We start from the raw sequence: 26483 nt of genomic DNA on the forward strand, positions 1-26483 counted from the left end.
TCTCGCTAGGGGGGGCAACCGGCCGGTAGCGGCCATTGGGTATCTGCGCCAAGGTCTATCAAGTAGACGGGAGGCAGCTGAAGCGATGACCTCTAACAATCCTGCGATAGTGACGCAGTACTTAACGAATCGTCATATGGGCCAGGAGACCTGCCAATGCAGAAAGTGACCGTATCAGGGGTACAGTTTGCCCGGGCCGCCTATTACCTGGCCGCTATTGGTTTTCATTGGGCTTTGTTTTTCACCAATATTGGCAACTACTACCATGGTGGGACACCGTTTGAGTGGGTGGCATTGAATACCGTGGCCGTGTTGATTGTTTTGTCGGCCCTCAGGCTTGTGCCGGCGGTTCGGATGCCGCAAAAAATCCTCATAGTGCTGTGCGCCGCGGTGCCGACTATCTCTATTGTTTGGGTTTTGGCTGAAATGGTCCGAAGATAGAGGCCGGTAGACCGTACGCTGGCTTCTTCGTTGGTAGCGGCTGTGCACGGCATGGTGATGCGGGTCATCCATGACGAGTATTACTTTAGCTTCAAGCTGCCGGTCAGCGTCAGCCTGAGCTCGCGCGGCGGATTTACTGAGCTGGCCTACTCGCAGCCCTCACCGTGACTCGGTATTGATGCCCGCTTCGTAACATCTACCGAGTGACTGCTATGGGTCGGTAGCTGCCGTTCAAAAATTCGCTGTCAGTTGACTAGTCGGCAATTGTCATTGGTCGAATTGCCACATTAGCCACGTCCTTTGCTGAACCAGCGCAGTGCCACCTTCCTAGTCAGCTCTATCCCGCGCTGGGTTTGGCTAATTTGGCATCGGCTTCCTCATAACCCGGAGCGACTTGGCCATGTTCAGGGTCTACCTCGCCTTTCCACAGCCATAGCTCGTATTGAGGAAAGGCCTTCAGGACCTCCTCCATGTCTTCGATTCGGGCTTTGACATCTTGATTCGTAGCCACGGTCTGCCAGCGCCTGCGGTCGATGCGGGTTGCAGTGGCAAGCTTTGTCGCGCCTATGTAGCGGACCAGCGTTCTTAGACGGCCCTCAATCATTCCAGTTGCTCAATGCTGAAAGACAAAATATTTGACTGGCAAATATTTTGTCTTTATGGTGTTCGTGTTTGACAAATAATTTGCCATAAATCTGCGAGCACTCGCTTGCAATGGCACGAATAGTGACGGAACGAGCATGGAACTGGAAGAGCTGAACCCCGGCGCCCTGGTAGGGGCGCAGCAGGATGTGGAGTCGATAGAGCATTGGGCTGAGCGCAACGGTGTCGCCTATGGCATCGCTCGAGCCTGGGTGTACCGAGGCGTTCTGCCTTCCGTGAAGTTCGGCAAGTTCCGCATGGTCAACAGCGCTTTGCTCCGGAGCTGGTTGCTGGAGCAGGAGTGGACGGCATGAATGACGGAATGGGAGAACGACTGTGAGCAAGGAGAAATGGAATCTGGACCTGTGCGGCATCGCTACCTTTGCGGAGATGTGCAGCGTGTCGTACGACGAAGCGGCCCAGTGGGCGGAAGACGGCACTGTTCCGAGCATCCAGATGGGGTGCTTCCGCATGATCAATCTTGCCCGTTTCCGCGACGACATGGAGCGCGGCAAAGCCACCTTCGGTGCGGGGGACTACAGCAATGAATAGCCAATCTCCCGTCCTCGATGCCGAAAGCGCTCTGCCTTATCTGGGGAAGACTGTCCTCGTTGAGTTGGCCTGGGAGCAGGACCCTGAATCGCTCTGGTGCTGCATGCACATCGTGGGCATCGTCCTGCCGCTGGCCGGTATCCAGGAAGAACCGTATTTCCTGGTCAAGCACGTCGCTGGTGACGAGCCATTTCCCAACGAGATGTTCTGGTCGAACGTGCGCACGATTCGGGTGATGCGGTACCGCGACCGGCATGGTTCCGGCAACGTACTGGGCCGCGTCACCCACCCTGACGACTCGCGCTCAAGGGCCGCGCTCCCGGCTCGTCGGAACAGCCCCACCGTTCCGGCGAACGGAAGCACGGGCGGAGCGAACCCTTGAACGCTTGCCCCTCATCAGCCTCGGCCGGTGAGCGTGGGGCAGCTTCTCCGCCCCGCGCTCCCGAGCCCTCGGCGGCAAGAGCGGGATGACAAGGGCAGCGCCCTTGGTGTGATGGAGGCGTCAGCCATCAAGAAAGCTGATGGCTTGAAATGCCTGCCCATGACCCCGAATGTTGTTCCGTCGCTATTCGTTCCAATGCGTCTAGAACGGGCCTCTAGCCATTAAATCAAACGATTAGTCGCGCTGCCGGCGGTTTGATTCAATACCCATATCCCACTGCAAAACCTCGATAGCGCAGATCAACCGGCGAGCGCGCCTGTTTATCCGTGCCAGGCCAACTCATGCCTGCGAAAAGGCAACGGAGGCAGCGCGATGCAATTACCCGATTGGACCTATGACCTTGTGCTGGTGGCGCTGGCCTACCTGCTGGGCGCGATCTCGGCCCTGGGTTCTTCCTCGCCAGCAGTAGCGTTTCCCTACTGAGGTGCATGAGTCGGGCGTGGGCCGCGACGCCGGCCGGGAGCGCAAGGCACGAGCGGTAGGCCGAAGGCGCGGCCGACGCCCCCTGTAACACGTCGGAAAGCCCAACTACCAACGTTTCAATTCGTAGCTATTTGGAGTGTTTAACATGGCAAAGCCCTATCACATGCTGCGCATTACCCTGAAGCCCAATGGCGAGTTCGTGGAGTCGGAGAGCGGTCGCCTGTTTTTCGATGACCAGCGCAAGCGATTCATTGACCTGTCCAACGTTCGGTTGCTGCGTTGCGGCGTCGACACCGTTCGCCAGTTGTACAACGGCATGATCCGGCCTGAAGTCATGGCGCTGTTCGAGCAGCCGGAAGAGTTCGTTAAGTTCGCCGGCCACCAGTGGGCCAAGGGCAGGGTAGGGCGCGATTCGGGCTATCAGTACCGTTTGCAGAACGCTGACATGGGCGTGATCCTGCTGATCAAGAACCACAACGTGAAGCTCGAGAACATCGGCGCTCACCTCAAGTTCGAGATTTCCCCTCACGCCCTGGATGGCGCGGATCCGCAATCGCTTCAACGCCTGATGGATGACCTGGCGCGGGCTGTGCTGATGCACTGCGAAACCAATCAGTGTGCGGTCCATCTCGCCCTGGATGTGCAGGGTTGGGAGCCTCCGCGCGACATCGTGGAGCACATGCATTGCCGCTCGCATCGGGTGCGCCAGATCACCGGGATTGAGCGCATTGAGTTCGACAGCAGCGCCTCCGTCTACGGTCGCGGTGAAACGTACATGTTCGGCTCCGCCAGTGGCCTGCAACTGTGCATCTACAACAAAACGATCCAGGCACGGGCCACCGACAAGCTCGATTACTGGAGCAACGTGTGGGCATCCCTCAACGGCGATCCGTTCGGTGATGGTGACCCGGCGTACAAGCCTGAAGAGGACGTATGGCGCCTTGAGTTCCGTTTCCACCACTCGGTGATTCAGCAGTTCTCCGAAGGCTCCACGCTGTCCTCTGGTGAGGTGATCGGGTGCCGCACCTATGCTGGCCTATGCCCGCACCTGCAAGGCCTCTGGCGCTACGCCTGCGACAACTTCCGCCTGTTCAAATCCAAGTCCCGCCTCGATCCGTTCTGGACCCTGATCTTCCAGGATGCAAAGGTCCAGGTGGAGGCCGATCCGCTGATTGATCGCACCGAGTACCGCCGCTACTACAAGACCGCACAGGGCTTCTCCGGGAAGAACTGCGAGATGTTCCTGGGCCAGTTCGTCAGCCTTATCGCACGGGAGCGCGTGAACATAAAAAAGGCTATTGAGGTCGGCAAGACGCTGCCGTTCTGGCACGTGATCGAGGATCACTACAAGGCCAAAGGCTTCACGACTGTCGACCTCGAAAAGCACATGCGCAAGCTGCTGAATGACCGGTATTTGCGGCGGGGGTACTCTATCTAGTGAGCATCACCAAGCTCCCCGATGGCCGTTGGTTTGTCGATGTAGAACCGATCAAGGGCAGGCGTTTCCGCAAGCGGTTTAGTACCAAGGGAGAGGCCCAACGCTTCGAGGCTACTGTGCGTCAGAAGTGCATCGATAGCCCTGGTTGGAACCCCACTCCGAAGGACCGACGCCGGTTGCTGGAATTGCTCAATCGCTGGGGTGTTCTGCATGGTCATGCGCTGAGCGATTACGACGGGCGCGAGCTGCTGATGCGACGGATGATTGAACGGCTCAAGAACCCTATTGGGCGGGCCTTCACGGCCATTCGGTTTGCGGAGTATCGGGCCAAGCGCCTTGCGGATGGCTACAGCCGAAAGACTCTCAACAATGAGCTGTCGTACCTGCGCGCGATGTTCAATTGCCTGATCCAGTTTGGTGAGGTGGATTACCCGAACCCACTGGCCACTCTGAAGCCGCTGAAGCTGCAAGAGAACGAGTTGGCCTACCTCGATCATGACCAGATCGCGGCGTTGTTCGATACGTTGCGCCAGATGCCGCACGTCCACGTGGAGCTGATATCAGCCATTTGCCTTGCCACGGGGTGTCGATGGGGAGAGGCGCAGGGGCTTGTGCCATCCAGGGTGAAGGGAGCTGCCGTGCACTTCATCAACACCAAATCCAAGCGTCGACGCTCGATACCGATTTCACCCGAACTGGAGAGCAGGATTCTCGATCACTTCAAACGCTTCGGACCTTTCACCAACTGTCGAAACGCATTTGATGAAGCTGTCACCAAGGCTGGTCTAGAGTTACCGCCAGGTCAGAAGGCACACGTCCTGCGACATACCTTCGCTAGCCACTTCATGGCGAACGGTGGCAACATCCTGTCCCTGCAAAAGATACTCGGCCATTCGACCCTGGCGATGACCATGCGTTATGCGCACCTCGCTCCAGGGCACATGCAGGACGTGCTAGCGTTCGGTCCCAGCAGAGATTTTCGACACTTCTTCGACACTCCACCGGAGTCGGCCACGGAAGCTGGAGAAAAAGCCTTGTAAATCAATATGGAAGGCAATCACGCCCGGTGGCGTGGCCGGGCTTCAAACCCGGTGGGGGACGGCAGCCGTTCCTGGGTGAGTTCGACTCTCACTGCCTTCCGCCAATTTCCCTGTTTCGAACTTCTTCCGCCCTTGGCACAGGCTGAGCAGGCATGGGCTATTGTCTGCCTGAGGTCATCAAGGCTGCGCCGTCAGGAGGGACCTGGCCATGGTAAGGCTGGACCTGTTCACCGAAGAACATCTGGAATTGGGCGATCTTTGGCAGTTGCAGGATGGGCGACGGGAAGAGTGTTTTCTGATACCGCTGATGGCGGCTCAGGTCGAGCAATCGGGGCCCTTGCTGGTTCGCGCATTGTTTCGATTACCGTCCGGTGACCAGCTTCAGGGCTTGATGACTTATGACGCAGACAGCGATGACGTCTACGCGCTGCATGTGCTGATTGGCGGAGAAAGTTTCTCCTTCAATAAATACCTGCCGGAAGCGTCCTTCGAAGAAGTGCTGGCGCTGGCTGATCGTCTGGGCGTCGGAACGGGTGGGGTCCTGCCCGTGCGTTACAGCGTTGTACGAGACGCCATGCCCATTCGCGACGGCCGCTTTACTTTGTGGATCGGCTGTTAACGAGTAGTCGCGCAGTCTTTGCGCCGCCGCCACTCATCCACCACCGCTCCCATGTCCGCTGGCGCGCCGCTGCGTATCCAGGCCATGAAGGCGCGGTCGAAATGGAAGTCGTCGCCGCAGTGCTCGGTCATGAAGCGGCGGACGTTCTGGGTGTTGCGGTAGTTGCTATCCAGCGGGGTCTGCCGGGTGATCGGGTCGCTGTGCCAGTCGAAGGCCATGGCGTCCATTCCTGTGCCTTGGGGAGCTGCCGTTATAGCGCACTCGGCAGCCGCTGGTGCGGTCTGCCGAGGTGTTGCGGCGTCACTGGCCCCACATCATCCGCTGTTGCTGCGCCGAGTAATCGTCGCTTTGCAGGCGCATGCGGGTGGGCTGGCGTTCGAGGTTGTCTTCGCCGAAGGATTCGCGCACGGGCGATTCGATGGCACCGAAGTGGTTGTAGTGCGGGGCGTCGGCGCAGCCGACCAGGGTGAAGCAGGCGAAGGTGACCACGGAGAGCTTGAGCATGGGACTTCCTCCTGAGGGGAGCTCCGAGCTTCGGCCGGCTGGATTAACGGCGGATTAACGAGCAGCAATCTTCAGCGGCTGTCCGGTCCCTGGATTTCGCCACCATGGGCAGCGTCGCCGTCGCGGTAGTGCTCCGGCGGGTTGAGCGCGCGCCCCAGTATCTGCGCGACGACCTCGTCCTTGCCTTCGGTGTAGGCGTCGCGGTCGGTGGGGAAACGCTGTGCCAGGTCGTGTTTCACCTGCGCGTAGAGTCGGGCGTCGTCGGGGTGGGTGCGCAGCCAGTCGCGGAACAGCAGTCGGCGCGAGGCTTCGTTCAGCTCCATGACGTGGACATGATGGGTGCGCCCGCTGCCCAGCGGCGGCATGCCTTTGACGAAGAACATTCGCGAGGTGTCGGGATTCTCCGCCCAGTACTGGTAGCCCAGCCGTTGTAGCGGTTCGATGAGGCGATGCGGGTCGCTGCCCGGCGGCGGCAGCAGGAGGATGTCGATGATCGGCTTGGCATCCAGCCCCGGCACGGCGGTGCTGCCGATGTGCTCGATGCCCAGGCCGGGGAGCTCGACCTGCTGGGCGATGGCGGCGGCTTCTTCGGCGAATCGTTGTAGCCAATGGGGATCGGCTGCAACGACTTCGATGCGGTCGTCTTCGGCGTTGCTCCAGCGCTGGCCGTCGAATTCGGGGGCTAGCGGGCTCATGTGGAAACTCCGGCGATAGCGGTGGGAGGGCGAGGATTGGAGGCTGGTCGGGCGGGCGGAGTTCCGAGCAAGTCCGGCAGGAGCATTCCAGGGACGCGATCTTGAGGGCCATGCTCGTGGAGCGTGCTCATTGCACCGGGAAGTCGAAGTAGGTCTTCGGGTAAGGCTCGGCCTTCAGGGTGTAGTGCCACCACTCGGCGCCGTAAGGTTCGAAGCCGTGGCGCAGCATGGCCTGGCGCAGGGTTTCGCGGTTGCGCGTCTGCTGCACGCTGACCAGCGCGGTGCCGTGATGGGAGATGGGCCCGAAGAAGTCGAACGGGCTGCCCATGTCCAGTTCTTCCCCGGAGCTGGAATCCACCAGCGTGAGGTCGACGGTGCTGCCGCGCGAGTGGCCGGAGTGCTTGGCGATGTAGCCGTCGCGGAACAATGCAGGCTTGTCCAGGCCCGGGTAATAGCGGGCCTTCTGGCGAATGTCCTGCGGGTCGGCAGCCCAGCGGCGGAACTCATCCACGGCGCGCTGCGGGCGATAGCCATCGAAGATCTTCAGCGCCAGGCCGCTCAGGGCGACGTCCTTCTCGACCGCTGCCAATGCGCTGGCAGCTTCGCGGGTCAGGATGATCCGCGCCTTCTGGTAGCCGTCGATGGGCTCGCCGACGAAGTTGTCGGCGCCGGCGTAGCGCACCTCATAGCGCGCAGATTTCAGTACCTGGTCGAGATAGACGAAGCCGTCCTGCGCGGGCTGGTCGGCGTACAGCGTCGGGCTGGCGAGCAGGCAGAGCAGCAGCGCGAGGCGTCTGCCTGCCGGGCTCATGGGCGCAACGCCTGGACCCCGTCGTCGTCCGGGTCGAAATTGTCCAGGCGCATACGCTGCTCGAAGGCTTTCAGCGCGGCCTCGCCGTGCAGGAAACGGCCCCGGGCGCCGGCCCAGTCGTCGGGCTTCAGGCGCACCATCCAGCCCTCGCCGTAGCAGTCCTGGTTGATCAGGCCGGGGCGGCGCACCACGGCTTCGTTGCTGGCGAGGACGGTACCGTCCAGCGGGCTGCGCGCCGAGGAAGCAGCCTTGGCGAACTCCACTACGCCGAAGCTGCGATCGCAATCGATGTGCCAGCCATCGCGCTTGGGGGTGAAGGCGAAGATCTGCCCGTAGATCGCGCAGCCGTAGGAGGTGAGGCCGAGTGTGACGGCGCCGCTTGCTTCCTCGCGCAGCCAGAGGTTGTACTCGGGGGCGTAGAGCAACTGATCCGGAAATTCGAGGCCGTGCAGCTTCACAGGGTCAGTACCCGGTCATATTCGAGGATCATGCGCGCCATCTCGCCGCCGCTGGCGATCTCGTCGACCTCTTCGATCAGTCGGCTCTCGTCGATGCTGATGCCCGGTGCGCGGCACATCAGCAGGCGCGCGCCGGCTTCCTTGGCCTGCTGGATGAAATGGCTGATGGGCTCGCCACCCTCGGCGGCATAAAGGTGATCGGCGATGTCCTGGAAGGCCAGGCGCGTGCCTTCGCCACTTAGGAACAGGGTGACCTGCGCGTCCATGCAGGCCAGCAGCGTGGCGGTGTAGAAGGGCGCGGCGCAGCGCGCCGGGGTGCTCGGGCCGCTGCTGACGATGATCAGCACCCGCTGGACTTCAGGCGTGGGCAAGGGATTTCTCCAGTTGGACCAGGGCGACGCGCCGGCCTTGCGGGTCGGCGCGCTCGACGATGCCCTGCGGCCGGTAGCCCAGGCGTGCGTAGAGCAGCAGGCCGGCGGCGTTGGCATTGAAGCAGGACACTTTCATGACCTGCGCCTTGTACTGGTCGCGGGCGAGATTCTCCATGACCTCGATCAGGTACTGCGCGACGCCGTGCCGCCGCGCCGATGGCGCCACCATCATGTTGCCCAGCGCGCAGAAATCGCCCTGCTGCCACTGGTAGAAGTTGGCGAAGCCCGCGACGCGATCATCCAGCAGTGCGACCGTGCTGCCACGCCTCTCGGCCATGGCGGCAGCGAGCTGGCCGACGGTCAGTGGCCAGCTCGCCTTGGGATAGCAGTAGAAAAGCTCATCGGCGTCCTGGGGGAATTCCACCACTTGCCCAAGGTCGTCGGCGAGGGCGGGGCGATGCTGCAGGGCGGACTGGTTCACGGGGTCTCCTGTCAGTGCGGCGGATACTGGGCGATGATCTTCTGCACCGTCTCGCGGATTGCCGCTTCGCGCTCGGCGGGTGTCGGCGGGCTGCTGCGCATGATCTGCTCGCCGCTGCCGCGCCAGACCAGTTTGCCGTCCTTGCCGTCGAGCATGTCGACCTGGATGGTGGCGACCTTGTAGGTCACGCTGCGGGTCTCGGCCATGGGCGGCGGGCCCCAGTAGCCACCCCAGTAACCGCCCCAGTAGCCGCCGGTGTAGGTGGTCACCTGGTCCTGGCGTTGGTCGACGATCAGGTAGGCGCGGATTTTCACATCGCCCGGGTTGCCGTCCTGGGCCTTGCGCAGGCCGCGCTGGTCGAACTGGTCGGCTACCGCGTCGCTGATGCGTTGCTCGGTAAGGTCGCTCTTGATGCGCGGGTCATCCGGGCGGTACTCGAACGCCGGCTGCGCCCAGCTCCAGGTCTGGTAGCGCGAGAAGTCGCGGGTGGTGTCGTAATCGCGGCTGACACTGGTGGTTTCGCAGGCGGCGAGGCCGAGCAGCAGGCCCCCGAGGATAAAGCGGCAGAGCAGACGGCGGATCATGGTCGCAGTACTCCAGTCAGAGATTTCCATCCAAGCGCAAGGCACGGGGAATGGCAAGTACGGAATGTTCAGCGTCTGCGACGGCCCTTCCCATTGCTAGAGTCGCCGCTCGTCTTCGATCTGGAGAAGGTCATGAAACAGCAGTGGCTGGGCGCGGCATTAGGGCTGGTAGTACTGACGGGATGCAGCCTGGACGGCATACGGCCGGTAAGGCAGGAGCCGCAGGTGGTGGCGCACCGGGGCGGCACGGCGGATGCTCCGGAGAACACCTTGCTGGCGATTCACCGGGCGCTGGATAACCACAGTGAGGGACTCTGGCTGTCGGTGCAGGCGTCTGCCGACGGTGTGGCGGTGCTGTACCGGCCGGCGGACCTGTCGGCGCTGACCGATGCGCAGGGTGCGGTCGCCTCGAAGACGCTGGAGCAACTGCGCGCGGTGAATGCGGGCTATCAGTTCAAGGACGCCGCTGGCGCTTATCCGTATCGCACGGCCCCTCAAGCGATCCCGACACTGGCCGAGGCGCTGCGAACGATCCCGGCGCAGGTTCCGTTGTTCCTCGATATCAAGGCGCGACCGGTGGCCGACGTCATCGATGCGGTCGCGCGGACGCTGGATCAGGAGCGGGCCTGGGCGCGGGTGCGCTTCTACTCCACCGAGCGTGATGCCAGCGACTACCTGGCACAGCACTACGCTGGTCGCGCACTGAATTTCGAAAGCCGCGAAGCGACGCGCAATCGACTGGTCGACCTGGCGCTGGGCGGGCGCTGCGCTCCGCCGGTCGCAGGTGCCTGGATGGGCATCGAACTGGACCGCGAGCTGACGGTGACGGAACAGTTCACCCTCGGTTCGTCGTCCCATCCGGTGAAGCCGGCCCGGTTGTGGACTCCAGAGGCGATGGCGTGCGTGCGACGAGCCGCAGGAACCACGGTGATGATGTTCGGCATCAATTCGGCGGCGGCCTATCGGACGGCCCGCGAACTGGGCGCCGATGCGGTGATGGTCGATTCGCCGGCCAGTGTTCCCGACTATCGGCGCGCTGCGGCTCAGCCCGGCGGGTAACCGTCCATGGCCTTGCGCGCGGCTTCGCGCAGCGCGCGGGCCTGGTCGGTCTGGCTGCTGCCGTCTTCGTACTCGGCGCTGCCGCTCCATACCTGCTGGCGACTGTGCGCATCGAAGAGCGCGATGCGCACCACGCTGACGGTGACCACGTAGGTGCGGGTAACCGGGTAGGAGGCGCCGTAGCCGCCATACCACGGGTCGTTCCAGCGGCCGTAGCCGCCGTAGTAACCGCCGTTGTAGTAGTCGGTGGTCTGGCGGGTGCGCTGCTCGCTGGAAAGATGGGCGCTGACGGTCAGGTCCGCCGGCGTATTCGTGCGAGCCGGGCGCAGGCCGCGCTGGTCCAGCGCCTCACTGACGGCATCCTGCAGCGGGCCGCCGAAGCCGGTGCCGTCCATCCAGCTCCACGAGCGGAAGCGCCCGTAGTCCAGCGGCGGCGCGGGATAACTGCCCGGATCGAGCCCGGGATTGGTCGACTGCGCGGGGGCCGGTGGCATCGGCAGCGAGGTGGCGGTGTAGGGGTTCTGGCCCTGGCAGGCGGCGAGGGCGGCGAACAGTGGCAGGACCAGCAGATGACGCGGCATGACGGACTCCCGCACGCTCACTTCGATTGGCGTGCGCAGTGGCAACTATGCACCTAATCCTGCGGCCGGCACAGCCAGTGCAGGTAGCGGCCGAGGCCGGCGAAGGCAGGATGTCGACGGTATTGCAGCTCCATTTCCACCAGGTCCAGCGGCTCGGCCTTGTGCTGGAATTCCACCGGCATGTAGTCGTGGAACACCCGCACGCCGCTGCGCGCATCGATGCTCCAGTGACCAGCCATGGCGGCCTCCAGTACGCGCGGATCGAGCGGTTCCTGCGGGGTCAGGCTTTGGCCCTCGCCGGCGAAGCGGTTCTTGCGCAGCTTGCGGAAATGCCCCTTGAGCAGGTTGCGGTAGATCAGCGCATCGCGGTTGTAGAAAGCCAGGGACAGCCAGCCATCGGCGCGGGTCAGCTGGTGCAGCACGGGGAGGATGGCCAGCGGCTCGGCCAGCCACTCCAGCACGGCGTGGCAGATCACCAGGTCGTAGGGCTCGTTGAGCTGGCCGAGCAGGTCCTGCCAGGGAGCCTCGATGAAGGTGGCCGCAAGGCCGGCCTCCTCGAAGCGCTGGCGCGCGCCTTCGAGCATGGGTGCGGCAGGTTCGGCGAGCGTCACCTCATGGCCGCGCCCGGCCAGCCACAGCGACATGTGGCCCAGGCCCGCGCCGATGTCGAGTACCCGCAGCGGGCGGTCGGGCAAGGCTTCGGCCAGGTCGGCCTGTAGCACGGCGAGGCGGATGGCGCCCTTGGCGCCGCCGTAGATCTTCTCGGCGAAGCGCGTGGCCAGTTCGTCGAAGTGACGGTCGCCGGTCTTCGGGGATTCGCTCACTTGGCGCCTCCTTCGATGAAGCGCCGTTCGCTGTCGGCCAGCTTGGCGAGTACCGCCTGGTTCATGTCGATGCCCAGTTCTGCGCACATCAGCAGCAGGTAGAGCACGATATCGCCGACCTCCTGGCCGGCGTGGGCGAGCTTCTCCGGTGGCAACTGGCGCGATTCGTCCTCGCGCAGCCACTGGAAGATTTCCACCAGTTCGGCCATTTCCACGCTGGCCGCCATGGCCAGGTTCTTCGGGCTGTGGAAGCGACTCCAGTCGTTGTGGTCGCGGATGGCGTGCAGGCGTGCGGTGATGGCTTCGAGGTTCATTGCAGATGGGGCTCCAGCGTCAGCCCCATAGCTTCAAGCCTGGCGCTTCAAACGTCCAGCGGGCCCCAGCTGCCGGCCATATGCGGCAGGTCGTCCTTGCCGCGCAGGCTGAATTGCCCGACAGGCGCGGGTTCGCTGGCCAGCAGGGTGACGGAGGAGGGCAGCAGGACGGGCTTCTGGAAGCGCACATCGACCCGATAACTGGCGGCCGGCAGGCGCTCGCCCAGGGCAGCCAGGCTGCGCGCCTTGTTCCACAGGCCGTGGGCGATGGCGCGAGGGAAGCCGAACAGTTTCGCGCTGGCAGCCGACAGGTGGATCGGGTTGTAGTCGCCGGCGATGCGGGCGTAACGCCGGCCGATGTCCGCCGGGCAGTTCCACGCGTCGATCTGCTGCAGAGGCAGCACGGCCTCCTCGTGGCGAACCGCTGGTGTGCCGTCCAGGCGCATGCCGCGGAACAGGATGCGGCTGTCGCCTTCCCAGAGCAGGCCGAGCTGGTCGTGCAACTGGGTGATGATGCTGAAGGTCACGCCCTTCTCGTGGGGCTGCAGGTCCGCCACCCGCACGCTGACGTTGAAGGGCCCCAGCCCGCCCAGCGGCCGCAACACGCTGATACGGTTTTCCAGGTGCACCAGGCCCAGCAGCGGGAACGGGAAGCTCGCGTCGGTGAGCAGACCCATCTGCAGGCCAAAGGCGAGGATGTGCGGATAGGTGGGTGGCAACAGGTGGTTGTCGGTGAAGCCGCAGACCTTGCGATAGCGCTCCAGGTGCTTCGGATCGACCGTGACCGGGCAGCGCACGCCGCGGGTTGGCAGGCTGCGGCCACGCACGCCGCGGCGCAGCGCCGCGCGAACGAACAGGCCGGTGAGGGCGGGTGGTGCGGACAGGTCGAGCCAATCGCGGGACATCGGGTATCTCCTGAGGGGCATTCATTCAGCTTAGCCAGTGCTCAGCCCCAGGCATTGGCCGTGGCAACGCGGCGCGCGGCAGGCAAGTCAATCTGACCCGCCATTGCCTGGATATTTCCCTCAACCTGCTTCCTGATTCTCTTGAGAGGCGATAAGAAAGCTGCCTAAGATGGGCCCGCCCCATGGATAACTAGAAAAAACACCATGCGTGATCTGACCGACGATGTGGCGCTGATGCGCCCGGTGATCGACGCCCTGCGCGCCAGCGGCACCGACCCTGACCGTGTGCTGGCCCGCGTCGGCCTGCCCGCCGGCAGCCTGCCTGCCGGACGATTCCCCCACAGCGCTCAGAACCTGTTCTGGAAAGCCGCCGCCGAAGAGTGCGGCGAGGAGCATGTCGGCCTCTACCTGGCCGGACACCTGCCCGCGTTCCACGGCTTGCTGCTGGAGTACCTGTTCCTGTCCAGCGCCACGTTCGGCGAGGGGCTGCGCCATGCCCTGCGCTACGTTCGCCTGCTCTCCGACACCCTCAATGCGCGGCTCGAAGTGGAAGGCGAGAAAGCCGTCCTGTTGCTCGGCCACACTGCTGGAACAAACCGCCACTTCCCCGAGATGCTCGCCGGCGCGGTAGTGCGCCTGTTCCACGCCCTGACCGAAGGCGACTTCAAACCCCACGAAGTCCAACTAATGCACAACGAAGGTGCGCCTGCCGCGCGCTACCGCGAGGTCTACGGCTGCCCGGCAGTGCTGGGTGCCGAGCGTTACGCGCTGATCTTCGACGCCGCAGTATTGGAGAAAGCCTCGCGCCATGCCGCTCCCGAGCTGCTGCGCATGCACGAATCACTGGCACGCCGGCAACTGGCGGAAGTCGAACGGCTGGACCTGGTGCGCAAGGTACGCGAGCTGATCGGCGTACTGCTGGTGGATGGCGGCGCAACGCTGGAACAGGTCGCCGCGCGGCTGGACATGCCGGCCCGTCGCCTGCGCGAGCGCCTGGCCATGGCGGGAGTGCGCTTCAACGACCTGGTCACCGACTACCGCTGTCGCCTGGCCAAGGAGCTGCTGCTCAAGACCGACGAGCGCATCGAGGTGATCGTCGAGCGGACCGGCTTTTCCGAGCCGAGCACCTTCTACCGTGCCTTCAAGCGCTGGGTCGGCGAGACTCCTGTGGAGTTCCGCCGCCGCGGCCGCCCGCAGCCGCCGGTGGAGTGATCGAACCCTTTCGAGCTCGGCTGTGGATAGGCTTTGCCGGTCAGTCCCACCTTGGAATCACCGATGCAAAGCCGAATCCGCCAAGCCTTCCTGCTGTCTGCCGTCCTGTTGTCCGCACCCTGCGCCTTTGCGGGGGAGATGGGCGAAACGGCATTCTCCCGCCTGGATGCCAACGGCGACGGTTACATCGAGGCCAGCGACATGGCGCCGATGCGCGTGCGCATGTTCCACCGGCTGGACCGTAATCAGGACGGCCTGCTGACCCGCGAGGAAGTGACGCCGCCGAATCCCAGCGTGCAGGTCTCGCCCAATGCCATCGCCTGGCCGGACCATGACGGTGACGGCAAGGTCAGCCAGGCGGAGTTCATGACCCAGGAACCGGCGTTGATCGTGCGTGCGGATCGAGATGGCGATCACCGAGTGAGCGCGGAGGAGTTCCGCAAGCTGGTGGCGGCGCGAAGCTGATCGACCACCGCTGCAGTTGGCCGGCCTGAACGAGGGCATAGCGCGCTTCTGCGAGGCGCGGGGAAGAGGCTTTTCGTAGGATGGCGTGGAGCGAAGCGATACCCATCAAACCTTGCGGCAGCATGGGTATCGCTTAGGCTCCACCCATCCTACAAATAGAGCCGGCAGGAACGGATCAGGCGCCGAGCAGGCTCTGCCCGCAGACCCGCAGCACCTGGCCGCTCACTGCGCCGGAGCCGGGCTGGGCGAACCAGGCCACCGCTTCGGCGACGTCCTGCGGCAGGCCGCCCTGGCCCATGGAGTTCATCCGTCGGCCGGCCTCGCGGATGGTTAACGGGATGGCGGCAGTCATCTGGGTTTCGATGAAGCCCGGCGCCACCGCGTTGATGCTGATGCCCTTCTTGCCCAGCGCCGGCGCCCAGGCCTGCGCCAGGCCGATCAGGCCGGCCTTGCTCACCGCGTAGTTGGTCTGGCCCATGTTGCCGGCGATGCCGCTGATGGAGGCGAGCAGCACCACGCGGCCATCGTCATGCAGCTTGTTCGCGTCCAGCAGGGCCTGGGTCAGTACCTGCGGCGCCTTGAGGTTCACCTCGATCACCGAATTCCAGAAGGCCTCGCTCATCTTGGCGACGGTCTTGTCGCGGGTGATGCCGGCGTTGTGCACCACGATGTCGACGCCATCGGGCAGCGCCGCCACCAGTTGCTCTCCAGCATCAGCGGCGCAGATATCCAGCGCCACGCCACGGCCGCCGAGGCGCGCGGCGAGGGCGTCGAGCGCGTCTTTGGCCGGTGGTACATCCAGCAGCACCACCTCGGCGCCGTCACGGGCGAGGGTCTCGGCGATGGCCGCACCGATGCCGCGGGCGGCGCCGGTCACCAGTGCGCGCTTGCCCACCAGCGGGCGGCTCCAGTCCTGCACCTGCTTGTCGTAGGCAGACAGGCGCACGACCTGCCCGGAGACATACGCACTCTTGGGCGAAAGGAAGAAGCGCAGCGCACCTTCGAGCTGGTCCTCGGCGCCCTTGCCGACATACACCAGTTGCACGTTACCGCCGCGGCGGATTTCCTTGCCCAGGGAGCGGCTGAAGCCTTCGAGGCTGCGCTGTACGCTGGCGGCGATGGGGTCTTTGATTGATTCCGGCGCGCGGCCGAGGATCACCACGTGCGGGCATTTATCCAGGCCCTTGAGCGCGCCCTGGAAGAAGGTGCGCAATTCGATCGTCTGCTCGAAACGGGTCAGGCCGCTGGCATCGAAGACGATGGCCTTGAGCTTGGGGCCGTGCTCGGCGGTCCAGCGCGGCAGGCCGTACTGCCCGTCGCTGAAGGCGAAGATCGAGTCGGTCAGGCGCTCGGCGAAGGGCAGCACGGCCTCGTTCAGGTTGCCCTCGCCACCGAGCAGCAGCGCCCCGTCCACCGGCCGCGTGCGCCCGGCGCTCCAGCGCTCCAGGCGAACCGGCGCGGGCAGGCCGAGGGCGCCGACCAGGCGGCGGCCGACGTTGGAGTTGGCGAAGGCAATGTAGCGATCGGTCATGGAACGGGCTCCTGAACGGATTCTCTAAAGTGCTGACCACTCTACGCAGGCAGGGGTTCGACGCAATTGACCGCGCTGACCTGCGCAACGGCGGGGCGGCCAATGCGACACAAGCGGCTAAGGTTAGCCTTGACCGCACTTTAACGCTCATCCATCCAGGAGCTCTGCATGACCCAATTGCGCCGGGTCGCCATTGTCGGCGGCAACCGTATTCCCTTCGCCCGCTCCAACACCGTGTACGCCACGGCGAGCAACCAGGAGATGCTGACCTCCGCGCTGGACGGCCTGATCGAGCGCTACAAGCTGCACGGCGAGCGCCTGGGCGAGGTGGTCGCCGGCGCAGTGCTCAAGCATTCGCGCGACTTCAACCTGACCCGCGAGTGCGTGCTCGGCACGCGCCTGGCGCCGGAGACCCCGGCCTATGACATCCAGCAGGCCTGCGGCACTGGCCTGGAAGCAGCGATCCTGGTGGCCAACAAGATCGCCCTCGGGCAGATCGACTGCGGCATCGCCGGCGGCGTGGACACCACCTCCGATGCGCCCATCGGCGTCAACGAAGGGCTGCGCAAGATTCTGCTGGAAGCCAACCGCGGCAAGTCCAACGCCGAGAAGATCAAAAGCCTGCTGAAGATCCGCCCGCGCCACCTGATGCCGCACATTCCGAAGAACGGCGAGCCGCGCACCGGGCTGTCGATGGGCGAGCACTGCGAACTGATGGCGCAGACCTGGGCCATCCCGCGCGACGAGCAGGACAAGCTGGCTTACGAGAGCCACCACAAGCTGGCTGCCGCCTATGACGAGGGCTGGCAGAACGACCTGATGACGCCATTCCGCGGCCTGGTGCGCGATCAGAACCTGCGCCCGGACATCAACCTGGAGAAGATCGGCACCCTCAAGCCGGTGTTCGAGCGCGGCCCGCGCGGCACTCTGACGGCGGCCAACTCCACGCCGCTGACCGATGGCGCTTCCGTGGTGCTGCTGGCCAGCGAGGAATGGGCGAAGGCGCGTGGCCTGCCGATCCTGGCGTACTTCAAGGATGGCGAAGCAGCGGCGGTGGATTTCGTCGGTGGCCACGAAGGCTTGCTGATGGCGCCGGTCTATGCCGTACCGCGCCTGCTGGCGCGCAATGGCCTGACCCTGCAGGACTTCGACTTCTATGAAATCCACGAGGCCTTCGCCGCCCAGGTGCTGTGCACCCTCAAGGCCTGGGAAGACGCGGACTACTGCAAGGAGCGCCTGGGGCTGGACGCGCCGCTGGGATCCATCGACCGCAGCAAGCTCAACGTGAAGGGCAGTTCGCTGGCAGCCGGCCACCCGTTTGCCGCCACTGGCGGGCGCATCGTCGCCAACCTGGCCAAGCTGCTGGATGCCGCTGGCAAGGGGCGTGGGCTGATCTCGATCTGCGCCGCGGGCGGCCAGGGTGTGACCGCGATCATCGAACGGTAATCCAATACAACGGGGCGGCCCTCTTCGCCGACCCGCGATGTAGCAACTCCGTGACTTCAGGCGGCACCGCGCGAGCGGCGCCGCCTTTTTTTGTCCGCTATTCGCCAAAGCGTCACTTGTAGGAGCAACTGTCTTCTTCTGAAAGCCGGTGCCTGCGTTGGCCCCTCTCCCCAGCCCTCTCCCTGAAGGGAGAGGGAGCTGTCTGTACCGGCTGACGCTGTGGTTTCATCCTGCTCTGAACCAGTCCCCTCTCCCTTCAGGGAGAGGGTTAGGGAGAGGGCAAGCCCCGCGGAGGATTCACAGACTACGTGGGAGCGGGCTGCGCAATTACCTTCTAGAAACGCCCCTCAGCCACCCTGCAACATCGCCGGATGGATTCGCCGGGAGAAGGGCGTGGAGAGCACCAGCGAAGTCTTGCTGGTGCCGAACTGGGCGAGGCGGTCGATCAGCTCTTCCAGTTCCTGGGTGCAGCTCACCGCTACCTTGAGCATCACGCAGGCCTCGCCGGTGATGCGGTAGCAATCGATGATCTGCGGAATTTCCAGCAGCGGATCGAGCATGGTCTTGCTGCGGTGGTCGTTCAGGCGCAGTTCGATCAGGCACTGGATCGAACGGCCCATCTTCGACAGGTCTACGCTGGCGTGGTAGCCGGTGATCACGCCTTCGGCTTCCAGGCGCGCCACACGGTCGGCCACGGCGGGCGGGGAAAGGTTGATGCGTCGGGCCAGTTCGGCGAAGGACAGGCGGCCGTCTTCCAGCAAGGCGGCGAGCAGGGCGCGGTCGTATTTGTCCATCAGTCTTGCCTCGGCATTCTGGTTAAAACAGATTCAACGGAAAAGGACCGGAAAATCCATCGATTGAAAAGTGTTACGCCGCTATTGGCGTTGTCTGTGCCTTATCCGTGGGTGGATGCCTGCATAAAATGAATCGCCCCACCCGCCTTGTCGAGCCCCTTTCATGACCACCCTGCCCATGCCCAGAGCCCGCGTCTCCCTGACCCTGATCGCCGCGTTCTTCGCCCTCTATTTCATCTGGGGCTCGACCTACCTGGTCATCCGTATCGGTGTCGAATCCTGGCCGCCGATGCTGATGGCCGGCTGCCGCTTCATCATCGCCGGGGCGATCCTGTTCGCCTGGATGCTCTGGCGCGGTGCGCCGTTGCCGACCTTCAAGCAGTGCTTGTCGGCGGGCGCCATTGGCATCCTGCTGCTCAGCTGCGGCAATGGCGGGGTGACGGTGGCCGAGCACTGGGGCGTGGCTTCGGGTGTGGCGGCGTTGGCTGTGGCAACCGTGCCGCTGTTCACCCTGGTGTTCGGACGCTTCTTCGGCAACAGGACCAACGCGCTGGAGTGGGCCGGCATCGCCCTTGGCCTGTTCGGCATCGTGCTCCTCAACCTTGGCTCAAACCTGCAGGGCAGCCCGGCGGGCGCGGCGCTGATCATCTTTGCGGCGGCCACCTGGGCCTTCGGCTCGGTATGGAGCCGGCGCCTGGACCTGCCCGCCGGCGCCATGGCCAGCGCGGTAGAGATGCTGGTGGGCGGCGGCGTGCTGCTGCTGGGCAGCCTGCTCAGCGGCGAGCGCCTGGAGCAGATGCCCACCGCCGCCGGCTGGGGCGCGCTGGCCTACCTGGTGGTCTTCGGCTCGATCATCGCCTTCAGCGCCTACATGTACCTGCTGGCCAATGTGCGCCCGGCGGCGGCGACCAGCTACGCCTACGTCAATCCGGCGGTGGCGGTGATGCTCGGCGTGGTGTTCGCCGGCGAGCACATTGGCCTGGCGGAATCCCTGGCGATGGCGGTGATCATCAGCGCGGTGGTCCTGATCGGCCTGCCGCAGTGGCGCCGCGGCCCCGCGAACTGATCCCGGAACGCAAAGCGCCCGCCCACAGGAGACTGTCGGCGGGCGCTGTGCTTTTCGGCGCGGGTCAGATCACGAAGAAGCCGTGGGTGCCGTCGCGGCCCAGTTGCTCGACCAGGCCGAACTCCCAGTCCAGATAGCCCTGCATGGCTTCACGCGGGTTGTCGGTGCCTTCGTACGGACGGCGGTAGCGATCGATGCGCGGTGCCGCCAGGCGGCTTTCGCCTTCCTCGGTGGGCAGGCCCGCGGCGACCCAGGCACCGGTGCCGCCATCGAGCAGGAACACCGGCTTGTTGCTCAGGGCTTCCACTTCCGCCACGGCGAAGCGCGCCAGCAGACTGCTGCCGCAGGTAAGCACATAGCGCTCGGCATTGCCCAGCTGCGCCACTGCCTGCTTCAGCTGGCTGCGCAGGGCCCAGGCGGCGCCGGGGATGTGGCGCTTCACGTAGTTGGCGCTGGCGGTGAAGTCGAGCACGGCGGTGCCCGGTTCGCGCAACCAGCTGGCCAGGGTCTGCGGGCTGATGGTCTCAGCCTGAGGCTTGGGCGGCAGCGGCGCATTCCACGCGCCCTGTTCGCTGAAGTCGGCGGCAGACAGCCCATCCAGCACTGCCACCTGCCAGCCCATCTGGGCCAGCCAGGAGGCGCTCATGTTGGCGCGTACGCCGTCGTCGTCCACCAGCACCAGACGCGCACCGCGCACGCTGGCGACGTGGTCGGTTTCCTGCACCAGCTGGCCGCCGGGAGTCGAGCGCGAACCCGGAAGGTGGCCGGCTTCGTACTCTTCCGGTGTGCGCACGTCGAACAGGTAGGTGGTGCGTTTGGTTTCGGCCTGCCATTGGCGCAGGCCGGCCAGGTCGATACGCGCAACGTTCGCGCGGTCAGCCACGGCGCGGGCGCGCTGGGCGGCGGACTCGCGAGTAGTGGCGGAAACCTCGGCGAAGCGCCGGGCCTGCCCATGCTCCAGCTGCTGGCCGGCCAGGGTCCAGCCGATGGTGCCGTTGCGCAGCGCCGACACCGGGTTGGGAATGCCGGCGTTCACCAGCGACTGGGTGCCGATGATGCTGCGGGTGCGCCCGGCGCAGTTGACGATGACGCGGGTGGCCGGGTTCGGTGCCAGCTCGGCAACGCGCAGCACCAGTTCGGCGCCCGGCACGCTGACGCCGCTGGGGATACTCATGGTCTGGTACTCGTCGAAGCGGCGGGCGTCGAGCACCACCACGTCGGCCTGGGCATCGAGCAGCGCCTTCACTTCCTCGGCGGCCAGCGACGGAGTGTGACGCTCGGCCTCCACCAGTTCGCCGAACGACTTGCTCGGCACGTTCACGTCCTTGAACAGCTCGCCACCGGCCTCGCGCCAGCCGGCGAGCCCGCCGTCGAGCACGGCCACGTCGCTGTAGCCCAGCGCCAGCAGGCGCTGCGCGGCGATCTGCGCCAGGCCTTCGCCGTCGTCATAGACGGTGACCGGCGTATCACGGCGCGGCACGCGGGCGTAGATCTCCAGCTCCAGCTTGGACAGCGGCACGTTGGCGGCGAACAGCGGGTGTTCCTGGGCGAATGGGTCTTCCTCGCGCACGTCCAGCAATGCCAGCTCCTGGCGGGCGAGGAGGGCGGCGCGGATATCGTGGAAGGAGCGACGGGTGATCTGGCTCATGCAGGGTTCTCTTTCGACAGGTCCCAGATATTGGGCAACTGGCTGTTGGAATAGCCGGAGATGAAGGGTTTCTCTTCACCATCGGCACTGAAGACGGCACGCCGCACTGCGCCGATGTTGGCGCCGTAGACGTGGATGCTGATGGAGGGCTGGTCGGCGAAGGCATTGCTGACCTGGTGGATGTCGCCGATGCGGGGTGACACCGCCTCCACTTCGCCCGGCTCCAGGCGATGCGGCTCGCCCACGGGCTGCAGGTTGCCATCGGCGGCGAAGGCGAACGGCTGCGAATACTCGGCGCCGCGCAGCATGCCGATCAGGCCCCAGACACGGTGGTCGTGCACTGGCGTGCGCTGGCCCGGGCCCCAGACGAAGCTGACCACCGAGAAGCGCTGCCGCGAATCGGCGTGCAGCAGGTACTGCTGGTAACGCTGCGGGTCGGGGCGGGCGTAGTCCTCGGGCAGCCAGTCGTCATGGCGCACCAGTTCGGCGAGCAGCGGGCGGGCTTCGGCGAGCAGCGCGGCTTCGTCGGGAGCGGTGTCGATCAGGGCTGCCAGATCGCCGATGAACTGGCGCAGGCGGTCGAGGCGAAGGGGAGCTGACATGCGGGGGATTCACTCCGGAAGGTTCTGGCGCTACGGTAGCAAACGCGTTTTTATTCCTGAAATGCATTTTGAATCTAAGCTAATATGCGAGAAATGCAATTGGTGCCAGCCCCATGAAGATCGACGACATCGATGCCTTCGTCGCGGTGATCCGCAACGCCTCCCTCAGCCAGGCCGCCGAGAGCCTTGGCCTGACCCAGTCAGCCATCACCCGGCGGGTGCAGAGCCTGGAGGAATCCCTCGGGGTGGAGCTGCTGGACCGCAACACCAAGCCGCTCAAGCCCACTGCCGCCGGGCGCCGCGTGTTCGAGCAGTGCTTGCGGGTGATGCGCGAGGTGGACGGCCTGCGTGAGCTGGTGGCCAGCGACAGCGCGCCCAGCGGCGTGTTGCGCCTGGGCGTGCCGCAGAGCATCGGCGAGGTGGTTTTGCTTGAGGCCCTGCAGCGGCTGGCCGGTGAATACCCGGAGCTGCGCGCGCAGGTCAGCAGCGGTTGGGGCAGCCATCTGCTGGCTCGGCTGGAGAATGCCGAGCTGGACGCGGCTGTGGTGCTGTTCCCGCCGAGCAAGGTGTTCCCCGACGACTTTGGTGCGACGCCGCTGGGTCGTGTCGAACTCTGCGTGGTCGTGTCGAAAGACTGTGACGTGCGGGCCCGTCGCCTGCTCGATTGCTACCAGCGCGGCTGGGTGCTCAACCCCGACGGCTGCGGCTTCCGTGCTGGTCTGCAACGTGCCTTGGCGGACCAGGGACTGGCGCTGCAATTGAACCTGGAAACCTTCGGCAGCGAGCTGCAGCTCGGCCTGGTGGCCGAAGGGCGCGGGCTGGGCCTCGTGCCGGCGCCGGCCCTCGCGCGCAGTCGCTACCGCGATCAGTTGCGGGTCTTGGAGCTGGAGGACTTCCAGCCGTTGATCCAGCTGTGGCTGGTACGTCCGCGTTTGCTCGGTAACCTCGAAACGCCGGCGCGGCTGTTCGGCCAGGCCGTGGCCGAAGGTCTCGATATCGCGACGAGCTGACTTCGCTGCACCCACTTCCACCTTGTAGGAGCGAGCTTGCTCGCGAACCCCTCGACGCCACGTCTCTCTCGGAGGGCGGATAACCCGGAACGGGTTATCCGCCGATGTACCTCGCGGCGGATAACGCTGGCGCGTTATGCGCCCTACGATCCTGATTCGCCGCACCTGTTGTCCTTGTAGAAGCGCAGAAAATCCCACTCTGCAACTTGATTGCGTCTGAATATGCGTAATAAGCATATTAGGATATGACAAAAATGAATTTCCATCATGAAGTGCTTGCCTATAGCTTCTAAGAACAACGTCTACACCGACGTTTTTCTTATAACGAAAGCCGCCGACCTTATGCAGCGGCCCAGGCGAGGGCAACACAGTGAGCGTGGAAATTCTCGGCATGATCACCGCCACCCCGAGTTCCGAGGTGGACCAGCCGCTGGGGGAAGCGGTGGATGCCGGATTCGTCCGGCGCTTCGCCCAGGCCCATGAGGACGCTGGTTTCGACCGCGTACTGGTGGGTTACTTCAGCAATGCCGCCGAGGGGGCAGTGGTCAGCTCCTTCGTCGCCGCCGCTACCCGTCGGCTGGGCATCCTGCTGGCCTATCGACCCGGTGTGATCGCGCCGCCTCTGGCTGCCCGGCAACTTGCCACCCTCGATCAGTTCAGCGATGGCCGCCTGGCCCTCAACGTGGTCAGCGGCGGCAACGACGAAGACCTCGCCCGCGACGGCGACTACCTCGAGCACGACCGCCGCTACGCCCGTGCCGACGAATACCTGCAAGCGCTGCGCGACATCTGGACCGCTGAAGGCCCGGTGGACTTCGATGGCGAGTTCTACCGCTTCCAGGGTGCCTCGCCTGCCGTGCGTCCGCAGCAGAAACCGCACATCCCGATCTACTTCAGCGGCTCCTCGGATGCCGCCATCGACGTCGCGGCGAAGCACGCGGACACCTACATGCTCTGGGGCGAGCCGCTGGCCGCCGTCGACGGCCATATTCGTCGCGTGCGTGCTGCTGCGCATGCGCAGGGGCGTGATCCACGCTTCTCGGTGTCCTTCCGCCCCATCGTCGCCGATACCGAGGAAGCCGCCTGGAAGCGCGCCGCCGAAGTGCTAGAACAGGTGCGGGAGAACCGTACCCGCCTGGGCCTGCCGCTCAATGACCACCAGCCGGAGAACGTCGGTTCCCAGCGCCTGCTGGCCGCAGCGCAGCAGGGCGAGGTGCTCGACACACGCCTGTGGACCGGCGTGGCCCGGCTTACCGGTGCGCGCTGGAACTCCACCGCGCTGGTCGGTACGCCCGAGCAGGTCGCCGCCGCGCTGGGCGAGTACTACCGCCTGGGCGTTTCCACTTTCCTGATCCGTGGCTTCGACCCGCTCGGCGATGCCGTGCGCTACGGCCAGGGCCTGATTCCCGCCATCCATGACCATATCGCCCGCCTGCCGCAACTGCGGCGCGTCGGCTGAGGAGCTTTTCGATGAACCTGAAGCAACGCCTGCGCGCCACGTTCGCCGCGCTCGTCCTGGGCGCGCCGCTGGCCCAGGCTGCCGACCTGCCGACCCTGCGGGTGGGCGACCAGAACTACTACAACGTGCGCGCATCGATGGAAGCGTCCGGCGCGCTTGAAGGCGCGCCCTACACCGTCGACTGGAAGCACTTCCAGTCCGCCGCGCCGGTGGCCGAAGGCTTGCAGGCCGGCGCGCTGGACCTGGGCTTCCTCGGCGACTCCGGCTTCATCTTCCTCGCCGCCAAGGGCGCGCCGGTGAAGCTGATCGGCATCTCCCGGCAGAACCCGGACACCATTGCCCTGCTGGTGCCCAAGGATTCGCCGGTGAAGACTATCGCCGACCTCAAGGGCAAGAAGGTCGCCTACTGGCCCGGCGCCTGGAGCCAGCAATTGACCCTGCGTGCGCTGGAGAAGGCCGGCTTGCCCAGCGACTACGTGGAGTTCGTCAAGCTGATGCCCATCGACGCCGCCGCCGCATTGCCACGCGGCAGCATCGATGCCTTCCCGGTGTGGGAGCCCTACATCTCGCAGCAGATCGTATTCTCCGGCGCGCGCCCGATCCTCACTGCCCGCGACCTGATGCCGGGGCTGTCGAGCATCGCTGCCAACGCCAATTCCATCGATCCCAAGCGCGAGCAGATCGCCGACTTCCTTGGCCGCCTGCAGAAGGCCCGCGCCTGGGTCGAGGCGCACAAGGAGCAGTACGCCGACATCTGGGCGAAAAAGGCCAACCTCGACCAGTCCGTGTCGCGCCACTGGATCGGCCAGGCCGCCATGAGCGTGGGCCCGGTGGATAAACAGGCCGCCGCCGATTACCAGGGCACCGCCGACTTCCTCCTGCAAACCGGCGCGCTGCCCAAGGCTTTCGATACCTCCAGCGTGATCGATACCTCCTTCACCACCTCATTCCACTGAGTGGCGGGTTCTCAGCTAAGGCAAAAAGGTTATTTAACCTTGCGGCGGTGCTTGGATATGGTTCTAAGTGCCGCCCCGGCCGCCGGCTCTGTCCGACGGCGTAACGGGGTAGTTCCAGGCTCCGTTTCCGCTTCAGTCCACCCGCGCGCCCAACGCCCAGGCCACTGATCCTCGTGTCTATCCAGAGGTGTCCATGAGCGTTGTTCCATTCCGGCTGGCTGCGACCCGGCCGGTCGCACCGCCTGTTCCCAGCACGGCCGGAACCTGGGCTCGCGCACTGCGCGAGTCCGGCCTGCTGCGGCTGTCCCTGCCAGCTCAACTGGGCGGTAGCGCCAGTCCCTGGCAGGACATCCTGCAAACCCTGCGCGATCTCTGCGAGCGGGACGGCGGGCTGGCCCGGCTGTTCGCCGTCCATCACCTGCAACTGGCGCGGGTCAGCCTGCTGGGCAGTCGCGAGCAGGTGCAGCGGCTGCTCAACCTGACACTGTTGCGCGAGCCGCTGTGGGGCGCGCTGGGGGACGGGCAGTCGCTGCAGGCCGCCGAACATGTGCGGGGTGGTTTCCGCGTCAATGGCGCGGAGTGGGACGCCTTCACCGTCGAAGCCGCCGACTGGCTGGTGCTGCGCGCCTGGTACGAACCCGGCCGCGATTTCCTCCTCGCCGCGCTGCCCGGCGCGCGTGCGGGCTTGGTGCTGCGCGGCGGTGCGCAGTGCAACGAACTGCGCTTGCACCCGGAAGACATCCTCCTGCCGCCGGGGCTGGCGATCACGCCCCGGCGTTCGCTGTGCGATGGCCTGGCCCTGCTGCTGGAAGCCAACGTCGCCCTCGGTCTCGCACTGCATGCGGCAGAGCGGCTGGAACTGGCGCAGAGCTCTGAGTTGTTGCGGCTTCTCGGGCTGGGACTGGTGCTCAGCGAACAGGCCGCCGCGCAGCTGGACGACGACATCGCCGCTGGCGCCGGGCTGAGCTTCAGCCGCAGCAGCCATTTTTCCAACCTGGCCATCCAGGCGCTGGCGGTGGCTCGTGAAGCCGCGCAGTCGAGTCTCCGTGCAGAGGGCTTGAGGGCCCGGCTGCTGGGGGCTGCGCACTGATCGACGGGTAAATCCGTCCG

Annotated in this window: 32 protein-coding genes and 1 tRNA gene; 17 read left to right on the forward strand and 16 right to left on the reverse strand. The window is 65.0% G+C overall.

The annotated features are described in order from the left end of the window. The first annotated feature begins 156 nt into the window (after window positions 1-156). From G4G71_RS06645 to G4G71_RS06680, 8 genes are all read left to right on the forward strand, one after another. Window positions 157-441 carry a hypothetical protein gene (locus G4G71_RS06645; RefSeq protein ID WP_169936332.1) on the forward strand — a complete coding sequence of 95 codons (285 nt, stop codon included), beginning with the start codon at window positions 157-159 and terminating at the stop codon, window positions 439-441. 740 nt (window positions 442-1181) lie between these two features. Further along, entirely contained in the window at window positions 1182-1397 is a 216-nt protein-coding gene (locus G4G71_RS06650; protein WP_169936334.1) for a DNA-binding protein, read from the forward strand. A gap of 22 nt (window positions 1398-1419) precedes the next feature. Then, window positions 1420-1635, forward strand: a complete 216-nt coding sequence (locus G4G71_RS06655; protein WP_023090052.1) for a hypothetical protein — start codon at window positions 1420-1422, stop codon at window positions 1633-1635. Continuing rightward, window positions 1628-2017 (forward strand): hypothetical protein, encoded by a 390-nt coding sequence (locus tag G4G71_RS06660; protein ID WP_169936336.1) that lies wholly within the window; start codon window positions 1628-1630, stop codon window positions 2015-2017. Before G4G71_RS06655 ends, G4G71_RS06660 begins: the two co-directional genes overlap by 8 nt. 628 nt (window positions 2018-2645) lie before the next feature. Continuing rightward, on the forward strand, window positions 2646-3938 hold the full coding sequence (locus tag G4G71_RS06665; RefSeq protein WP_169936338.1) for a hypothetical protein: 1293 nt from the start codon (window positions 2646-2648) through the stop codon (window positions 3936-3938). After that, entirely contained in the window at window positions 3938-4978 is a 1041-nt protein-coding gene (locus G4G71_RS06670; protein WP_169936339.1) for a phage integrase, read from the forward strand. Before G4G71_RS06665 ends, G4G71_RS06670 begins: the two co-directional genes overlap by 1 nt. An 8-nt stretch (window positions 4979-4986) precedes the next feature. Beyond that, a tRNA-Sec gene (locus G4G71_RS06675) sits at window positions 4987-5082 on the forward strand. Window positions 5083-5186: 104 nt separating this feature from the next. Beyond that, a complete protein-coding gene (locus tag G4G71_RS06680; protein WP_169936340.1) occupies window positions 5187-5597 on the forward strand; it encodes a hypothetical protein in 411 nt (136 codons plus the stop codon). On the opposite strand, the gene G4G71_RS06685 is transcribed toward G4G71_RS06680, so the two are convergent. From G4G71_RS06685 to G4G71_RS06720, 8 genes are all read right to left on the reverse strand, one after another. After that, on the reverse strand, window positions 5594-5815 hold the full coding sequence (locus G4G71_RS06685; protein ID WP_169936342.1) for a DUF6434 domain-containing protein: 222 nt from the start codon (window positions 5813-5815) through the stop codon (window positions 5594-5596). The two genes, G4G71_RS06680 and G4G71_RS06685, sit on opposite strands and share 4 nt — an antisense overlap. Window positions 5816-5897: 82 nt before the next feature. Continuing rightward, complete coding sequence (locus tag G4G71_RS06690; RefSeq protein WP_169936344.1) at window positions 5898-6101, reverse strand: hypothetical protein; 204 nt, start codon at window positions 6099-6101, stop codon at window positions 5898-5900. A gap of 71 nt (window positions 6102-6172) precedes the next feature. Beyond that, window positions 6173-6796 (reverse strand): GrpB family protein, encoded by a 624-nt coding sequence (locus G4G71_RS06695; RefSeq protein WP_169936346.1) that lies wholly within the window; start codon window positions 6794-6796, stop codon window positions 6173-6175. Between the two features lie 127 nt (window positions 6797-6923). Beyond that, window positions 6924-7607 carry a M15 family metallopeptidase gene (locus G4G71_RS06700; protein ID WP_169936348.1) on the reverse strand — a complete coding sequence of 228 codons (684 nt, stop codon included), beginning with the start codon at window positions 7605-7607 and terminating at the stop codon, window positions 6924-6926. Continuing rightward, window positions 7604-8065 (reverse strand): glycine cleavage system protein H, encoded by a 462-nt coding sequence (locus G4G71_RS06705; protein ID WP_169936350.1) that lies wholly within the window; start codon window positions 8063-8065, stop codon window positions 7604-7606. Before G4G71_RS06705 ends, G4G71_RS06700 begins: the two co-directional genes overlap by 4 nt. Then, complete coding sequence (locus G4G71_RS06710) at window positions 8062-8436, reverse strand: DsrE family protein (RefSeq protein ID WP_169936352.1); 375 nt, start codon at window positions 8434-8436, stop codon at window positions 8062-8064. Before G4G71_RS06710 ends, G4G71_RS06705 begins: the two co-directional genes overlap by 4 nt. Continuing rightward, complete coding sequence (locus tag G4G71_RS06715; RefSeq protein ID WP_169936354.1) at window positions 8423-8917, reverse strand: GNAT family N-acetyltransferase; 495 nt, start codon at window positions 8915-8917, stop codon at window positions 8423-8425. Before G4G71_RS06715 ends, G4G71_RS06710 begins: the two co-directional genes overlap by 14 nt. Before the next feature lie 11 nt (window positions 8918-8928). Further along, window positions 8929-9501, reverse strand: a complete 573-nt coding sequence (locus G4G71_RS06720) for a DUF4136 domain-containing protein (RefSeq protein ID WP_169936356.1) — start codon at window positions 9499-9501, stop codon at window positions 8929-8931. A gap of 132 nt (window positions 9502-9633) precedes the next feature. Between G4G71_RS06720 and G4G71_RS06725 the strand changes: the two genes are divergently transcribed. Next, window positions 9634-10560: a glycerophosphodiester phosphodiesterase family protein gene (locus tag G4G71_RS06725; RefSeq protein ID WP_240964885.1), complete on the forward strand. Its 927-nt coding sequence runs from the start codon at window positions 9634-9636 to the stop codon at window positions 10558-10560. Here G4G71_RS06725 and G4G71_RS06730 read toward each other — a convergent pair. The 4 genes from G4G71_RS06730 to G4G71_RS06745 are packed head-to-tail and all read right to left on the reverse strand — an operon-like array spanning window position 10545 to window position 13184. After that, complete coding sequence (locus G4G71_RS06730) at window positions 10545-11141, reverse strand: DUF4136 domain-containing protein (protein ID WP_169936357.1); 597 nt, start codon at window positions 11139-11141, stop codon at window positions 10545-10547. The two genes, G4G71_RS06725 and G4G71_RS06730, sit on opposite strands and share 16 nt — an antisense overlap. Window positions 11142-11194: 53 nt before the next feature. Continuing rightward, entirely contained in the window at window positions 11195-11965 is a 771-nt protein-coding gene (locus tag G4G71_RS06735) for a methyltransferase domain-containing protein (protein WP_169936359.1), read from the reverse strand. After that, window positions 11962-12279 carry a nucleotide pyrophosphohydrolase gene (locus G4G71_RS06740; protein ID WP_024766201.1) on the reverse strand — a complete coding sequence of 106 codons (318 nt, stop codon included), beginning with the start codon at window positions 12277-12279 and terminating at the stop codon, window positions 11962-11964. The genes G4G71_RS06735 and G4G71_RS06740 overlap by 4 nt, the downstream gene beginning before the upstream one ends. Window positions 12280-12326: 47 nt before the next feature. Beyond that, window positions 12327-13184, reverse strand: coding sequence for a MaoC family dehydratase (locus G4G71_RS06745; RefSeq protein ID WP_169936361.1), 858 nt, complete (start codon window positions 13182-13184; stop codon window positions 12327-12329). Between the two features lie 204 nt (window positions 13185-13388). On the opposite strand from G4G71_RS06745, the gene G4G71_RS06750 reads away from it, so the two are divergent. Both G4G71_RS06750 and G4G71_RS06755 read left to right on the forward strand, forming a co-directional pair. Further along, window positions 13389-14396 (forward strand): AraC family transcriptional regulator, encoded by a 1008-nt coding sequence (locus G4G71_RS06750; protein WP_169936363.1) that lies wholly within the window; start codon window positions 13389-13391, stop codon window positions 14394-14396. 63 nt (window positions 14397-14459) lie between these two features. Then, a complete protein-coding gene (locus tag G4G71_RS06755; RefSeq protein ID WP_169936365.1) occupies window positions 14460-14861 on the forward strand; it encodes an EF-hand domain-containing protein in 402 nt (133 codons plus the stop codon). Between the two features lie 175 nt (window positions 14862-15036). On the opposite strand, the gene G4G71_RS06760 is transcribed toward G4G71_RS06755, so the two are convergent. Beyond that, complete coding sequence (locus G4G71_RS06760) at window positions 15037-16392, reverse strand: 3-oxoacyl-ACP reductase (protein WP_084358557.1); 1356 nt, start codon at window positions 16390-16392, stop codon at window positions 15037-15039. 168 nt (window positions 16393-16560) lie between these two features. Here G4G71_RS06760 and G4G71_RS06765 point away from each other — a divergent pair, with 168 nt between their 5' ends. After that, a complete protein-coding gene (locus G4G71_RS06765) occupies window positions 16561-17838 on the forward strand; it encodes an acetyl-CoA C-acetyltransferase (protein WP_169936367.1) in 1278 nt (425 codons plus the stop codon). Window positions 17839-18185: 347 nt separating this feature from the next. Here G4G71_RS06765 and G4G71_RS06770 read toward each other — a convergent pair whose 3' ends face one another. Further along, window positions 18186-18632 carry an Lrp/AsnC family transcriptional regulator gene (locus tag G4G71_RS06770; protein ID WP_065085495.1) on the reverse strand — a complete coding sequence of 149 codons (447 nt, stop codon included), beginning with the start codon at window positions 18630-18632 and terminating at the stop codon, window positions 18186-18188. A gap of 178 nt (window positions 18633-18810) precedes the next feature. On the opposite strand from G4G71_RS06770, the gene yedA reads away from it, so the two are divergent. After that, window positions 18811-19698 (forward strand): drug/metabolite exporter YedA, encoded by an 888-nt coding sequence (gene yedA / locus G4G71_RS06775; protein ID WP_169942536.1) that lies wholly within the window; start codon window positions 18811-18813, stop codon window positions 19696-19698. A 64-nt stretch (window positions 19699-19762) separates the two neighbouring features. Here yedA and G4G71_RS06780 read toward each other — a convergent pair whose 3' ends face one another. Continuing rightward, window positions 19763-21346, reverse strand: coding sequence for a rhodanese-related sulfurtransferase (locus tag G4G71_RS06780; RefSeq protein ID WP_169936369.1), 1584 nt, complete (start codon window positions 21344-21346; stop codon window positions 19763-19765). After that, window positions 21343-21948, reverse strand: coding sequence for a 3-mercaptopropionate dioxygenase (locus G4G71_RS06785; RefSeq protein WP_169936372.1), 606 nt, complete (start codon window positions 21946-21948; stop codon window positions 21343-21345). Before G4G71_RS06785 ends, G4G71_RS06780 begins: the two co-directional genes overlap by 4 nt. A 113-nt stretch (window positions 21949-22061) precedes the next feature. On the opposite strand from G4G71_RS06785, the gene G4G71_RS06790 reads away from it, so the two are divergent. The 4 genes from G4G71_RS06790 to G4G71_RS06805 all read left to right on the forward strand — a co-directional run bounded on the left by G4G71_RS06790 (window position 22062) and on the right by G4G71_RS06805 (window position 26463). Continuing rightward, window positions 22062-22958, forward strand: coding sequence for a LysR family transcriptional regulator (locus tag G4G71_RS06790; protein WP_169936374.1), 897 nt, complete (start codon window positions 22062-22064; stop codon window positions 22956-22958). A 391-nt stretch (window positions 22959-23349) separates the two neighbouring features. Further along, entirely contained in the window at window positions 23350-24417 is a 1068-nt protein-coding gene (locus G4G71_RS06795; RefSeq protein ID WP_169936376.1) for an LLM class flavin-dependent oxidoreductase, read from the forward strand. Window positions 24418-24428: 11 nt separating this feature from the next. After that, on the forward strand, window positions 24429-25373 hold the full coding sequence (locus tag G4G71_RS06800; protein ID WP_169936378.1) for an ABC transporter substrate-binding protein: 945 nt from the start codon (window positions 24429-24431) through the stop codon (window positions 25371-25373). A gap of 193 nt (window positions 25374-25566) precedes the next feature. Next, window positions 25567-26463 (forward strand): acyl-CoA dehydrogenase family protein, encoded by an 897-nt coding sequence (locus G4G71_RS06805; RefSeq protein WP_052239088.1) that lies wholly within the window; start codon window positions 25567-25569, stop codon window positions 26461-26463. The last annotated feature ends 20 nt before the right edge of the window (window positions 26464-26483 follow it).

Source organism: Pseudomonas multiresinivorans (assembly GCF_012971725.1).
GTDB lineage: Bacteria > Pseudomonadota > Gammaproteobacteria > Pseudomonadales > Pseudomonadaceae > Pseudomonas > Pseudomonas multiresinivorans.